This is a genomic window from Streptomyces luteireticuli, assembly GCF_041519305.1.
Classification (GTDB): Bacteria; Actinomycetota; Actinomycetes; order Streptomycetales; family Streptomycetaceae; genus Streptomyces; species Streptomyces luteireticuli.
In genome coordinates, this window is sequence record NZ_CP167927.1 from 6,382,714 (window position 1) to 6,395,139 (window position 12,426).

The 12,426-nt window shown below is 72.3% G+C and carries 13 protein-coding genes; 10 read left to right on the forward strand and 3 right to left on the reverse strand.

Features of this window, described 5'->3' with window-relative positions; translation table 11 throughout:
* The first annotated feature begins 45 nt into the window (after positions 1–45).
* Both AB8735_RS28690 and AB8735_RS28695 read left to right on the forward strand, forming a co-directional pair.
* Entirely contained in the window at positions 46–828 is a 783-nt protein-coding gene (locus tag AB8735_RS28690; RefSeq protein ID WP_372410301.1) for a dihydrofolate reductase family protein, read from the forward strand.
* A 157-nt stretch (positions 829–985) separates the two neighbouring features.
* Positions 986–1,471 (forward strand): indole-3-glycerol phosphate synthase, encoded by a 486-nt coding sequence (locus AB8735_RS28695; RefSeq protein WP_372410302.1) that lies wholly within the window; start codon positions 986–988, stop codon positions 1,469–1,471.
* A gap of 25 nt (positions 1,472–1,496) precedes the next feature.
* Here AB8735_RS28695 and AB8735_RS28700 read toward each other — a convergent pair whose 3' ends face one another.
* Both AB8735_RS28700 and AB8735_RS28705 read right to left on the reverse strand, forming a co-directional pair.
* On the reverse strand, positions 1,497–2,189 hold the full coding sequence (locus AB8735_RS28700; protein ID WP_344019603.1) for an ABC transporter ATP-binding protein: 693 nt from the start codon (positions 2,187–2,189) through the stop codon (positions 1,497–1,499).
* Positions 2,186–3,250, reverse strand: a complete 1,065-nt coding sequence (locus AB8735_RS28705) for an ABC transporter permease (RefSeq protein ID WP_372410304.1) — start codon at positions 3,248–3,250, stop codon at positions 2,186–2,188. Before AB8735_RS28705 ends, AB8735_RS28700 begins: the two co-directional genes overlap by 4 nt.
* A 169-nt stretch (positions 3,251–3,419) precedes the next feature.
* Here AB8735_RS28705 and AB8735_RS28710 point away from each other — a divergent pair, with 169 nt between their 5' ends.
* From AB8735_RS28710 to AB8735_RS28740, 7 genes are all read left to right on the forward strand, one after another.
* Positions 3,420–4,610: a sensor histidine kinase gene (locus AB8735_RS28710; protein WP_372410305.1), complete on the forward strand. Its 1,191-nt coding sequence runs from the start codon at positions 3,420–3,422 to the stop codon at positions 4,608–4,610.
* Entirely contained in the window at positions 4,607–5,248 is a 642-nt protein-coding gene (locus AB8735_RS28715) for a response regulator (protein WP_372410307.1), read from the forward strand. The genes AB8735_RS28710 and AB8735_RS28715 overlap by 4 nt, the downstream gene beginning before the upstream one ends.
* Before the next feature lie 48 nt (positions 5,249–5,296).
* Positions 5,297–6,694, forward strand: a complete 1,398-nt coding sequence (gene murC / locus AB8735_RS28720) for a UDP-N-acetylmuramate--L-alanine ligase (protein WP_372410308.1) — start codon at positions 5,297–5,299, stop codon at positions 6,692–6,694.
* 12 nt (positions 6,695–6,706) lie between these two features.
* Positions 6,707–7,114 (forward strand): peptide-methionine (R)-S-oxide reductase MsrB, encoded by a 408-nt coding sequence (msrB, locus tag AB8735_RS28725; RefSeq protein WP_372410310.1) that lies wholly within the window; start codon positions 6,707–6,709, stop codon positions 7,112–7,114.
* 145 nt (positions 7,115–7,259) lie between these two features.
* Positions 7,260–8,489, forward strand: a complete 1,230-nt coding sequence (locus AB8735_RS28730; RefSeq protein WP_372410311.1) for an acyltransferase family protein — start codon at positions 7,260–7,262, stop codon at positions 8,487–8,489.
* Between the two features lie 60 nt (positions 8,490–8,549).
* On the forward strand, positions 8,550–9,779 hold the full coding sequence (locus AB8735_RS28735) for a cytochrome P450 (protein WP_372410314.1): 1,230 nt from the start codon (positions 8,550–8,552) through the stop codon (positions 9,777–9,779).
* Positions 9,776–10,006: a ferredoxin gene (locus AB8735_RS28740; protein ID WP_372410317.1), complete on the forward strand. Its 231-nt coding sequence runs from the start codon at positions 9,776–9,778 to the stop codon at positions 10,004–10,006. Before AB8735_RS28735 ends, AB8735_RS28740 begins: the two co-directional genes overlap by 4 nt.
* 82 nt (positions 10,007–10,088) lie before the next feature.
* On the opposite strand, the gene AB8735_RS28745 is transcribed toward AB8735_RS28740, so the two are convergent.
* Positions 10,089–10,568 carry a MarR family winged helix-turn-helix transcriptional regulator gene (locus AB8735_RS28745; protein ID WP_372410319.1) on the reverse strand — a complete coding sequence of 160 codons (480 nt, stop codon included), beginning with the start codon at positions 10,566–10,568 and terminating at the stop codon, positions 10,089–10,091.
* A gap of 141 nt (positions 10,569–10,709) precedes the next feature.
* Between AB8735_RS28745 and AB8735_RS28750 the strand changes: the two genes are divergently transcribed.
* The gene (locus tag AB8735_RS28750; protein WP_372410322.1) at positions 10,710–12,419 is read left to right on the forward strand and encodes an MFS transporter; all 1,710 of its coding nucleotides are present in this window, start codon (positions 10,710–10,712) and stop codon (positions 12,417–12,419) included.
* The last annotated feature ends 7 nt before the right edge of the window (positions 12,420–12,426 follow it).

The following is a 12,426-nucleotide window of genomic DNA, read 5'->3' on the forward strand; positions in this document are numbered from 1 at the left end:
AGCCGTACCGGCGGGCACGGAGCGAGGCATGTCACACTGCGGCCCATGCGACGTCTGTTCCCCTCGCCCACCGCCCCCGCCGACCTCGAGAATCGCGAATGGGGGTTCGACGAGCTGGCCGACGCCTACGCCTACCCGGCCGCCACGGCCGCCGGGCGTCCGTGGCTGCGGGCGAACATGGTCTCCTCGCTGGACGGCGCGGCCCACCACGAGGGCCGGTCGCAGCCGCTGTCCTCCTCCGCCGACATGCGCATCTTCGGTACGCTGCGCGCGCTCGCCGACGCCGTCGTGGTGGGGGCCGAGACCGTGCGGCAGGAGGGGTACCGTCCCGCCCGCGCCCGCGAGGCGTTCGCGGCGCGCCGGGCCGCGCTCGGCCAGCCGCCCGCGCCGGTGATCGCGGTGGTGAGCGCCGGGCTCGATCTGGACTTCTTGCTTCCGTTGTTCACCGGGCCGCTGGTGCCGACCCTCGTGCTGACCGGCGAGGCCGCCCCCGCGGAGCGGCGGGACGCGGCGCGCGCGGCGGGCGCCGAGGTGGTCGTGGCCGGGGAGGGGAGGACGGTGGACGTGGCGCGGATACCCGAGCTGCTGGCGGCGCGCGGGCTGACGCGGCTGCTGACCGAGGGCGGGCCGCGGCTGCTGGGGCAGTTCGCGGCGGCCGGGGTACTGGACGAGCTGTGCCTCTCGCTCGCCCCGATGGTCGCCGCCGGGGCGGCGCCGCGGATCGCGGGCGGCCCGCCACTGGAGGTCCCCGAGCGGTTCGGGCTGGCCTCGATCCTGGAGGAGGACGGGTTCTTGTTCACCCGTTACCGGAGGACGGCCGACGTCTGACAATCGGCGGAATTCGCTGTTCCGCTTCTCGTCCGACGGGCAGAATTGTGTCGGACGCTCCCCCGGGGGCACGGGTTCGAAACAGCGGGCTCCCGAGGAGCACGCGCAGGATGGTTTCTGTGTGGGCCCGGGCCCACGGAGAGAAGAGGCGCCGACCGTGTTCACGAGCGTATTGATGATCGAACAGCCGCTGTCCGCGACGGACGTCGACTTCGTCACGACCCTGCACGACGATCAGATGTCCTTCGTGGTCCTCATGCAGCCCAGAGGCGCCGAGGACCGGTTGTTGCGCGCCATCGACGACGTCGCCCTGGGAGAGATCGAACAGGCCGTCCACGAGGCGGACGAGCCCGAGGGCGAGGACGCCCTGCGGCCCGCGGCCCTCGCGCTGGAGCACTCCCTGCGGCGGCTGCGGTCGGCGGGCAGCGAGGCCGTCGGCCAGATCATCGACGACCATCCGCTGGACCTGCTGCGGTCCGTCGTGGAGCAGACCCGTGCCGACGAGGTGATCGTGCTCACCGCCCCGCACCTCGTGGAGGAGTTCTTCCACCGGGACTGGGCCTCGCGCGCCCGCCACAAGGTGGGCGTACCGGTGCTCAAGCTGTACGCCCACGCGGACGAGGACGAGGAGGTCGAGGAGTGAGCCGCCCCGCCGACCGGGCCGTCGACTAGGCCGCCGACCGGGCCAGCCGCCCGTCCGTCATCGTCAGCACCCGGTCGGCCCGCCCCAGCAGTTCCCGGTCGTGGGTGACCAGCACTGTCGCGGTCCCGTGGCGGCGCGTCACCGAGCCGAGCAGCTCCATCACCCGCTCCCCGCGCTCGCGGTCCAGCGCCGACGTCGGCTCGTCCACCAGCAGCACGGACGGGCCGCCGTACAGGGCCCGGGCGATGTTCACCCGCTGGCGCTCGCCGCCCGACAGCTCGTGCGGGCGGCGGCGCCGCTGGGCCGCGCCGAGCCCCACCGACTCCAACAGCTCCTCGGCCCGCCGCCGGCCCTCCCGCACCGAACCGCCCCGCAGATGCTCCACGGCCAGCAGCTGTTCGACGGCGGTCAGCGAGGCGAGCAGGTTCGCCTGCTGGAAGACGATCCCGATCCGCTCGCGCCGCAGCCGGGTGCGCTCCCGCTCGCCGAGCGGCCCGGTGTCCCGGCCGCCCACCACCACCCGCCCGGAGTCCGGGCGCAGCAGCGTCGCCGCGACGGCGAGCAGGGAGGACTTGCCGGACCCGGACGGCCCGGCCACGGCGACGAGTTCGCCGGCGGCGACGGTCAGGGACACCTCGTCAAGCGCGGTCAGCCGGTGGCCGCCATCCGGATAGGTGAGTTTCACGGACTCCAGCACAAGCGGCGTCGCGTCGGTCATCGGGAGGCCCCCAGGGCGGTCAGCGGGTCGACGGACGTGATGCGGCGGACGGCGAGCGCCGAGCCGGCGAGGCCCAGCAGCACCATCGCCGCCATGGGCACGGCGGCGGTGGCCGCGCCGAGTTCGAAGGGCACCGAGCGGGCCGCCAGCGACCCGCCGAGGAACCCCGCCGCGCCGCCCGCCGCGGTGCCGGCCACCAGGACGGCCAGCGCCTGGGCGAGGGCGTCGCGCACCAGATAGCCGCTGCTCGCGCCGACGGCCTTGAGCACCGCCACGTCGGGCCGGCGCTGCACCGTCCAGACCGTGAAGAACGCCCCCACCACGAGCGCGCTCACCACCAGCAGGAAGCCCTGGATCAGCTGGAGCGTGCCGTGCTCGGCCGCGTAGCCGTCGATCCCGTCCAGCGCGGCGCCCCGGTCCGCCGCCGTGGTCGTCCGTGCCGCGTCCCCCGAGGGCCGTCCGTCGCCGCGGACCGCGAGGGCGGTCGGCTGCCGCTGGTGGGTGGCCTCCCGCCAGGTGGCGAGCGTCGTCCAGACGGCGGGGGCGTGCGCATGGCCGCGGTCGGGCGTGATCCCGGACACGGTCGCCTCGCGGGTGCCCAGGGTGACCCGGTCGCCCGCCCGCAGCCCGGCCTCGCGCGCGACCCGCTCGCCGACGGCCACCTCGCCGTCCCCGGGCGCGCGGCCCGAGACCAGCGGCGGCAGCAGCCGGGCCGCGCCGCCGAACGCACTGACCGGTACGGCCGTCGCGGCCCCCGCCAGGCGCGTCATCGCCACGCCGAACGGCTCGGCCGAGCGCACCCCGGGAGCGCTCCGCCAGGCGGCCGTCTGCGCGTCGTCCACCGCGCTGCGGGAGAACGACACCTCCGGCTCCGCGCCCGCCGGGGCGCCGAAGACGATCCGGTCGGCCGGCAGCCCGGCCACGGCGGACGACGCCTCGCCGGCCAGCCCGCCGGTCAGACCGTGCAGGAAGACCACGAGTGTGGTGATGAGTGCGACGACCGTCCCCATGAGGGCGAACCGCCCCCGGGCGAAACGGATGTCACGGAGCGCGACGAACAACGGAGAACCTTCCTCGACGGGACACCGCCAACCCTCCCCGGCCCGGCCCCCGCCGCCATCGCGCCGCGGGACGGTCCTCACCCCGTCCGTCGGGTGCACCCGGAAATCCATCGAACGGTTGAGGGACGGCCCGGCGGGACCCGCCCCGGCGGCCCCGTACGCTCGACGGGTGACCACCCCCGCAGCGCCCCCGCCCGCCCCCGGCGCCGCCGTGTCGTCGCCGCGGCTGGTGCGGTGCGCCCTGCACGGCGCGTTCTTCGCCCTGCTCGCGGTGGCCCTGGCCCCCTCCGCCCTCGGCTCCGCCGGCAGCCGCGCCCCGCTCCTGCCGGGGCTCCTCCTCGGTCTGCTCTACGGGCTGGCCGCGCTGCGCGAGCGGCGCCCCGGCGGCTCCCGCTCCGGCTTCTGGCTGGCCGCCGTCACCGCCCTGTGGCTCGTCCTGCTCTTCCTGGACCGCGGCTTCTCCTACCTGGCCTTCCCGCTGTTCTTCCTCTACCTGCACCTCCTGCCGGTGCGCTGGGCCCACCCCGCGATCGCCGCCGCCACCGGCGCGGTCGTCGCCGCCCAGGCGGCCGGGCCCGGCGGGCTCACCGCCGCCAAGGTCGTCGGGCCGGTGGCCGGTGCCGTCGTCGCGATCATGACGGGGTACGGGTACGCCGCGCTCTACCGCGAGAGCCGCCGCCGGCAGGACCTCATCGACGACCTCGTACGCACCCGCGACGAACTCGCCGCCGCCCAGCGCGAGGCCGGCCGCCTCGCCGAGCGGCAGCGGCTCGCCCGCGAGATCCACGACACCCTCGCCCAGGGCCTGTCCAGCATCGTCCTGCTCGCCCGCGCGGCCGACGGCGCACCACCGGAGCGGGCCCGCGAGCGGGTGCGCGAGATCGGCCGCACCGCCGCCGACAACCTCGCCGAGGCCCGCCGCTTCGTCCACGCCCTCACCCCGCCGGCGTTGGACGACGCGCCGCTGCCGGAGGCGCTGCGCCGGGTGACGGAACGCTCCGTCCCGGGCGCGGTCTTCCGCCTCGACGGCGAGGTGCGTCCGCTGCTGGTCGACGCCGAGGTGGCGCTGCTGCGCCTGACGCAGGAGGCGCTGGCCAACGTCGTGCGGCACGCGGGCGCGGAGCGCACGGCGGTGACGCTGGCGTATCTCGACGGCCAGGTCACGCTGGACGTCTTCGACGACGGCGTCGGCTTCGTCCCCGGCGCCGCCCCGGACGGCGGGCGGAGCACCTTCGGCCTGCACGGCATGCGGGAGCGCATCGCCGAGCTGGGCGGCACGCTGACGGTGGAGTCCGCGCCGGGGGAGGGGACGGTGGTGGCGGCCGTGCTGCCGTACGCGACGGAGAGGGCCGCGGCGTGAACCGCGTCATCGGGGTACTCCTCGTCGACGACCATCCCGTCGTCCGCCGCGGCCTGCGCGCCATGGTCGACGACTTCCCCGACGTCGAGGCCGTCGGGGAGGCCGCCGACGGCGCGGCGGCGCTCCGCCTGCTCGCGGACGGCCCGCGCCCGGACGTCGTCCTCATGGACCTCCAGATGGGCACCGGCATGCACGGCGTCGAGGCCACCCGCCGGATCACGGCCCTCCCCGACCCGCCCGCCGTCCTGATCCTCACCACCTACAGCACCGACGCCGACATCCTGGCCGCCGTCGAGGCGGGCGCCACCGGCTATCTGCTCAAGGACGCCCCGCCCGAGGAGGTCGCCGCGGCCGTCCACGCCGCCGCCCGCGGCGAGACGGTCCTCGCCCCGCCCGTCGCGGCCCGGCTGCTCGGCCGGGTGCGGTCCGGCGGCCGCCCCGCGCTCTCCCCGCGCGAGACCGAGATCCTCGGCCTGCTGGCCGAGGGCCTGGCCAACCGGCAGATCGCCCGCCGCCTCTTCATCAGCGAGGCCACGGTCAAGACCCACCTCGTGCACGTCTACGGCAAACTCGGTGTGGACAGCCGTACGGGCGCCGTAGCCGCGGGCCTGGCGGCCGGACTGATCCGCCCCGTCTGACAGAATTCGGACTCGTCGCAGTCACCGACCCCCCAGGGAGCACCGCACATGGCACCGGCCGTCCCCACGACGATGGACCGACCGCACTTCATCGGCATCGGCGGCGCCGGCATGTCGGGCATCGCCAAGATCCTCGCCCAGCGCGGGGCGAAGGTCGCGGGCAGCGACGCCAGGGAGTCCGCCACCGCCGCCGCGCTGCGCGGGCTCGGCGCCACCGTCCACATCGGCCACGCCGCCGGGCACCTCGCCGAGGACGCCACCTGCGTCGTCGTCTCCAGCGCCATCCGGCCCGACAACCCCGAGCTGGCCGCCGCCGCCGGGCGCGGCATCCCCGTCGTCCACCGCTCGGACGCCCTGGCCCGCCTGATGGACGGCCTGCGCCCGATCGCCGTCGCCGGCACCCACGGCAAGACGACGACCACCTCGATGCTCGCCGTCTCCCTGGACACCCTCGGCCTCGACCCGTCCTACGCCATCGGCGGCGACCTCGCCGGGCCCGGCACCAACGCCCGGCACGGCAGCGGCGAGATCTTCGTCGCCGAGGCCGACGAGAGCGACCGCAGCTTCCACAAGTACGCGCCCGAGGTCGCGATCATCCTCAACGTGGAGCTGGACCACCACGCCAACTACGCCTCGATGGACGAGATCCACGACTCCTTCGAGACCTTCGTGGGCCGCGTCCGCCCCGGCGGCACGCTGGTCGTCGCCGCCGACCAGGCCGGCGCCCGCGAGCTGACCGCCCGCGTCGCGGGGCGCGACGGCCTGAACGTCGTCACCTACGGCGAGGGCGCCGACGCCGACGTCCGCATCCTCTCCGTCGTCCCGCGCGGTCTGACCAGCGAGGTCACCGTCGACCTCGGCGGCCGCACGATCGCCTTCACGGTCTCCGTCCCCGGCCGCCATTACGCGCACAACGCCGTCGCCGCCCTCGCGGCCGGTGTCGCGCTGGGCGTCCCCGCGGACGAACTCGCCGGCGCCCTCGGCTCGTTCACCGGCGTCGGCCGCCGCCTCCAGCTCAAGGGCGAGGCCGCCGGCGTCCAGGTCATCGACTCCTACGCGCACCACCCCACCGAGATGACCGCCGACCTGGAGGCCATCCGCGGCGCCGTCGGCGAGGACTCCCGGATCCTGGTCGTCTTCCAGCCGCACCTCTTCAGCCGCACCCAGGAACTGGGCAAGGAGATGGGCCAGTCCCTGGCCCTCGCCGACTCCTCCGTCGTCCTCGACATCTACCCGGCCCGCGAGGACCCGGTCCCCGGCATCACCAGCGACCTGATCATCGAGGCGGCGAAGGCCGCGGGCGCCGACGTCCGCCCCGAGCACACCATGGCCGCCGTCCCCGACGTGATCGCGGGAATGGCCCGCCCCGGCGACCTCGTTCTCACCATGGGCGCCGGCGACGTCACGGACCTCGGCCCGAGGATCCTCGCCCGCCTGGAGAGCTGACAAGGGGAAACCATGTCCTACGAGGTCGAGAAGACGGACGAGCAGTGGCGCGCCGAGCTGACCCCCGCGGAGTACGAGGTGCTCCGCCGGGCCGGCACGGAGCCCGCCTTCCGCGGTGAGTACACCGACACGAAGACGGCCGGCGTCTACTCCTGCCGCGCCTGCGGCGCCGAACTCTTCCGCTCCACCGAGAAGTTCGAGAGCCACTGCGGCTGGCCGAGCTTCTTCGACCCCAAGGACTCCTCGGCCGTGGAGATCCTGGAGGACCGCTCCCACGGGATGGTCCGGACGGAGGTCCGCTGCGCGAAGTGCGGCTCCCACCTGGGCCATGTCTTCGAGGGCGAGGGCTACCCGACGCCGACGGACCAGCGGTACTGCATCAACTCGATCGCGCTGCGGCTGGAGCCGGACGAGGGCTGAGGCGCCGGCTGCGGAAGTGCCGCGCACCGCGCGCGGCACGACGCGGACCGGGGGCCTTTTCATGCGCTTGATCCCGCCTTCACCGGCGGGCGCTGCCATGGATGTGCACGGAGACGTTCTCCCACATTCATGAGGCGAGGGACGCATGAAGGTGACGCCGGTCCGAGGATCCGCAGGGCCTGGAGACGGGGGGACAGGTTGTCCCGCCGCGGGAGCCAGGCTCGATTCCCTCACCGGACTGCGCTGGTTCGCGACGTTGGGGGTTTTCCTCTCCCACGTCAACGTCCTGTTGCCGGTGCCGCACACCCGTGGGCTGTTCTCCCTGGGGGAGTCGGGGGTATCGCTCTTCTTCGTCCTCTCCGGTTTCGTGCTCACCTGGACCTGGACCCCGGACGACACCCTGCGCTCCTTCTACGGGCGGAGATTCGCCCGGGTGTGGCCGCTGCTCGTCGTGGCGGTGGCCGTTCCCACACTCTTTGCCCTGACCTCCGCCGGATCGGTGTCACGGGCGCACATGCTGCTGGTCGCCCTCTCGGCAGTGCTGCTCGTCCAGGCATGGGTGCCGGGCTGGATCCTCACCGGTGCCACGCCGGTGACCTGGTCGCTGTCGTGCGAGGCATTCTTCTACGCCTTGTTCCCGTTCGCCGTCCGCCGGATCGGCGGCTGGCGCGCACGTCAGCTGCTGTGGCTGGCCGGCGGGGCTCTTGCCCTGCTCGTGGCGCTGCGGGCCGGGCTGTGGTTGGCCCGGCCGCCGGAGACCGGCGTGACCAGCCTGGCGGGGTACGACGGAGTGGTGTTCGGCGTCTACTCGCCCGCCGCCAGGGTGCCCCAGTTCCTCATCGGCATGGTGACGGCCGTGGCCGTACGTGCAGGCTGGCGGGCCGTCGGCGTGCGGACCGCTTCGGCTCTCCTGCTGGTGCCGCTGTTCGTCCTCTGGATGCTCCGGGGATCCGCGTTCCGCAGCGCTGTGCTCTTCGACGCAGTGGACACGGTCATGACCCCTTTCTTCGCGCTGTTGATCGCCGCCTTGGCCGGCCGTGACCTGGCCGGAGAAGTCTCGCTGCTGCGCAGCAGAGCGCTGACGCGCCTCGGCCAGTGGTCGTATGCGTTCTACCTGTTCCAGTTCACCGTCCTGTTGCCGGTCGCCCGTGCGGCCTCGCCGGGCAAGGAGACCGCCGATTTCTTCACCGACCCGGTGCGGCCCGCCGTCGGGCACGTCGGTTACGCGGTGCTCGGCCTTGTCATCACCCTGGGCGTCTCGGCCTTCTTCTACCGATGGGTCGAGCACCCATGGGAGAAGCGCATCCGACGCAGGTTCACCACCATCGGCCGCCATTCCGCGAGCCCGGTGGCGCCTGCCCGCGGCGAGACATGAGCCCGACCTGCCACCGGGCGGATTTCCCACCACAACTGGCACGATTCCGAGGGGGATTAGGTGAGTGAGGCCGTTTCGACCGAGAAATGCACGAAGGCGCCGCCGTTTCCGCAGGACAGAACGTGCCCTTACCAGCCGCCGCCGGGCTACGCCGAGTTCCGTGACCAGGGGGCTGCTGTCAAGGGAACCCTCTACGACGGCTCGTCCGTGTGGCTGGTCACCGGGTACCGGGCCGCCCGGGAGCTGCTCTCCGGCGGACATCTCTCCGCCGACCGGCAGAACCCCGGATATCCGATCGTCTCCCCGCGCATGGAAGGCATCAGGCACCAGCCGCCGTCCTTTGTCGGGATGGACGCACCTCAACACACCCGGCACCGGCGCATGTTGATGAACGAATTCTCGGTGCACCGGGTCGCTGCTCTCCGGCCGGTCATCGAGACCATCGTCGACGAGCACATCGAGGCCATGCTGGGACAGGGCGGGCCTCTGGACCTGGTCCCCGCGTTCTCGCTACCCGTGCCGTCCCGGGTCATCTGCGAGATCCTCGGCGTGCCGTACGCCGATCACGCCTTCTTCCAGGAGACCAGCCGGAATCTGATCCAGGCGGACAGTCCGGAGCAGGCTCTCGAGGCGGCCGGTGAGCTCGGCGCCTATCTGGAGCGGCTGATCGGGGATCTCCTGGCGGAACCCGGCCCGGGACTGCTCGGCAGGCTCGCCCGGGACCAGGTCGCCCACGGTGAGCTCGCCCCGCACGAGCTCGTCATGAACGCCTTGATGGTGCTCATCGCCGGGCACGAGACCACTGCTTCCATGATCACACTCAGTGTGATCACTTTGCTGCATCACCCTTCCCAGCTGGAAGCCCTGCGCGCGGACCCAGCCCTTGCCACCCGGGCGGTCGAGGAGCTGCTGCGGTACTTGTCGATCGCCGACATCGCCGGGACCCGGGTCGCGGCCACCGACATCGAAGTCGGCGGGAAGCACATCAGGGAAGGGGAGCCGGTCGTCGTCGTGCACTCACTCGCCAACCGTGATGCCACCGTCTTCCCCGACCCGGACCGGTTCGACATCCGTCGGGGCGACCGGCGCCATATGGCCTTCGGTTTCGGAGTCCACCAGTGCCTCGGCCAGAATCTGGCCCGCGCGGAGCTGGAGATCGCGCTGCCGGCCCTGTTCGGGCGGCTGCCAGGGCTCCGCCTGGCCGTGGACCTCGACCGTGTCGTACCGCGCGACGGCGGCACGGTGCAGGGCGTCAACACACTTCCGATCACCTGGGGGAGCGGGACATGACGGCATCCGAGAACACCGCGGTGCGCATCGATGCGATTCACTCCGAGTGCGTCGGCGCCGGCCAGTGTGTCCTGGCCGCTCCAGCCGTCTTCGAGCAGGACGAGGACGGGGTCGTCGTGGTGCTCGACGAGGTGCCGGGGCGTGAGCAGCTCCAGGCCGTCGGCGACGCGGCGGACCTCTGTCCCTCCGGTGCGCTGAGGCTGCTGGGGGGCCGACGGCAGGACTGACGAAGGGTCGGAAAGCTGTCACAGGGCCTCGTCCCGCTGCCGGGAGAACCCGGGCACCGTGGGACGGGGCTCCGTCATGCCATCAGTCGCTGCCCACGTTGCCGAGGAGCCGGTCGAGCAGTCCGTTGAGCAGCTCGATGTCCTTGTCGCTGAAGCCCTGCAGCATCTCACGCTGCCCTTCGATGGCGACCTTCTCGATCCTCGCATACATGCGTTCGCCCTCCTGGGTCAGCTCCACGGCGGCCGCGCGGCGATCGGCGTCGGTGCGTTTGCGGACGACAAGTCCGCGGCGCTCCATGGACTCCAGGTGACGGGAGAGGGTGGGGCCCTCGATGTTCAGGTGCCAGGCAAGGGCGCGCTGGATCATCGGGCCCTCCATCTTGAGCGTGGCGAGTACGGTCCAGACGGCGAACGTGGTGCCCGACTCGGCCAGCCGCTCCTCGAAGAAGGCCCGGCACGACTTGGCCGTGAGATGCAGTTTGGGGGCGACGCTCCGGTGCAGCCACATGGGAGCCGCGTCCACCGGTGCGTGCTCCTCGTCCATGCGCTGCTGCCTCGGCACTTGAACCTCCATCTGTGCTGTCTTCCTGGCGAAAAGGGTATCGCCGCCGCGATCGAGGCCTCACCGTCGAGGGTTGACCGTCCCCTATTGATTCGTTAGGATACTAACTTATTCTTGGTCGGGCAACTGTGGGGAGTCCCCTTGAGTGACGTCGGCGTCGGCAGTGAATTACCCGTTCCGTCGGCCGCGCCGGCGGAGCCCACCCGCCGCGAGTGGCTGGGGCTGGCGGTCATCCTGATCGCCGCTTTTATGGAGCTGCTCGATGTGACCGTGGTGACGGTTGCGACTCCCGAGATCCAGGGTTCGCTGGACGCCAGCTACTCCCAGATCCAGTGGATCCTGGCTGGCTACCAACTCGCCTTCGCGGCAGGCCTGGTGGCGGGCGGACGACTGGGGGACATCTATGGATGCAGGAGGGTGTTCATCCAGGGTGTGTTGGCCTTCGCCGTTGCTTCCCTGCTGTGCGGTGTGGCCTCGAACGGCGTGCTGATCGTGGTCTTCCGGGTGATCCAGGGGCTCACTGCGGCCCTGATGTTCCCTCAGGTCACCTCGATCATCCACGTCACCTTCCGGGGCAAGCACCGTGCGGCGGCCTTCGGTGCTCTCGGCGGCGTCACCGGGCTCGCGGGGATGGCCGGCCCGCTCGTCGGGGGAGTGTTCATCCACTTCGACGTCCTGGGGCTTGACTGGCGGCCCATCTTCCTCGTCAACATTCCCATCGCCTTGTTGGCCGCCTATGGAGCATGGCGGCTGGTCGGCGAGTGGAAGTCGGAGGAACGGCCCCGGCTGGACATCCCGGGCACAGCGCTGGGCACGGCCGCCGTGGTGCTGGTGATCTTCCCACTGATCCAGGGGCGGGACGCGGGCTGGGCGTGGTGGATCTGGGGGTTGCTCGGTCTGTCGGTGCCCATGCTCGCGCTGTTCGTCCTGCACCAGCGGGCCCTGGAGCGGCGGGGCGGCTGGCCGGTGGTCGACCTCAAGGTGTTCCGCGAAGGGGCATTCGGCAGGGGGCTGGTCGTCCAGTTCGCCTGCTTCGCGGGGGTCTCGGCCTTCTTCCTCGTACTCGCGGTGGAGCTGCAGGCCGGATATCACTTCTCCGCTCTGCGTACGGGCCTTTCCTTCCTTCCCGTGGCGCTGGGTACGGGGATGGCATCGGGTATCGTCATCCAACTCCTCCCGAAATTGGGAAAGTTCGTGCTCCAGATCGGTGCGCTTGTGATGATCGGCGGCATGGTCGCCGTGATGGTCACCCTGCGGGCACACCCTGAGAACCTGACGTACTGGCAGCTCGTTCCCGCGGAGATCGTGGTGGGCCTCGGACTCGGCCTCATCGTCACCTCGGTGAATGACCTGGTGCTGGCCGAGGCGACCGGGCCGAGTGCCGGCTCTGCCTCCGGCGTGCAGGCCACAGTCGGGCAGGCGGGGAACGCGGTGGGCGTGGCTGTCCTCGGGGCCCTCTTCTTCGGGCTGCTCAGCGGTGGCCATGCCGGGGCGGCCGTGCGGGACGAGCTCCCGGCCTTCCGCGAATCGTTGGCGCAGATGGAGGTCCCCGCTGCGGGTGTGCGCTCCCTGGAGCGCGGCATGGAACGCTGCTTCACCGATCAGGCGGCGGCAAGTGACCCGGGGGAGCTCCAGCGCAGCTGTACCGACCTGTTGGCGCAGGCCGGACGGGCCGGCAACCCGGAGGTCTCCGGGCTGGTCAGCGACACTTTGACCAGGACCACGAAGAAACACTTCTCGCAGTCGATGGGCACCAGCCTCTACTACGAAGTCGGCGTCTATGCCCTCGTCGTGCTGCTCGTCCTGGCGCTGCCCCTCCGACGCGGCCTTCAGGCGGGAGCCTCGCACTGAGCGGTTG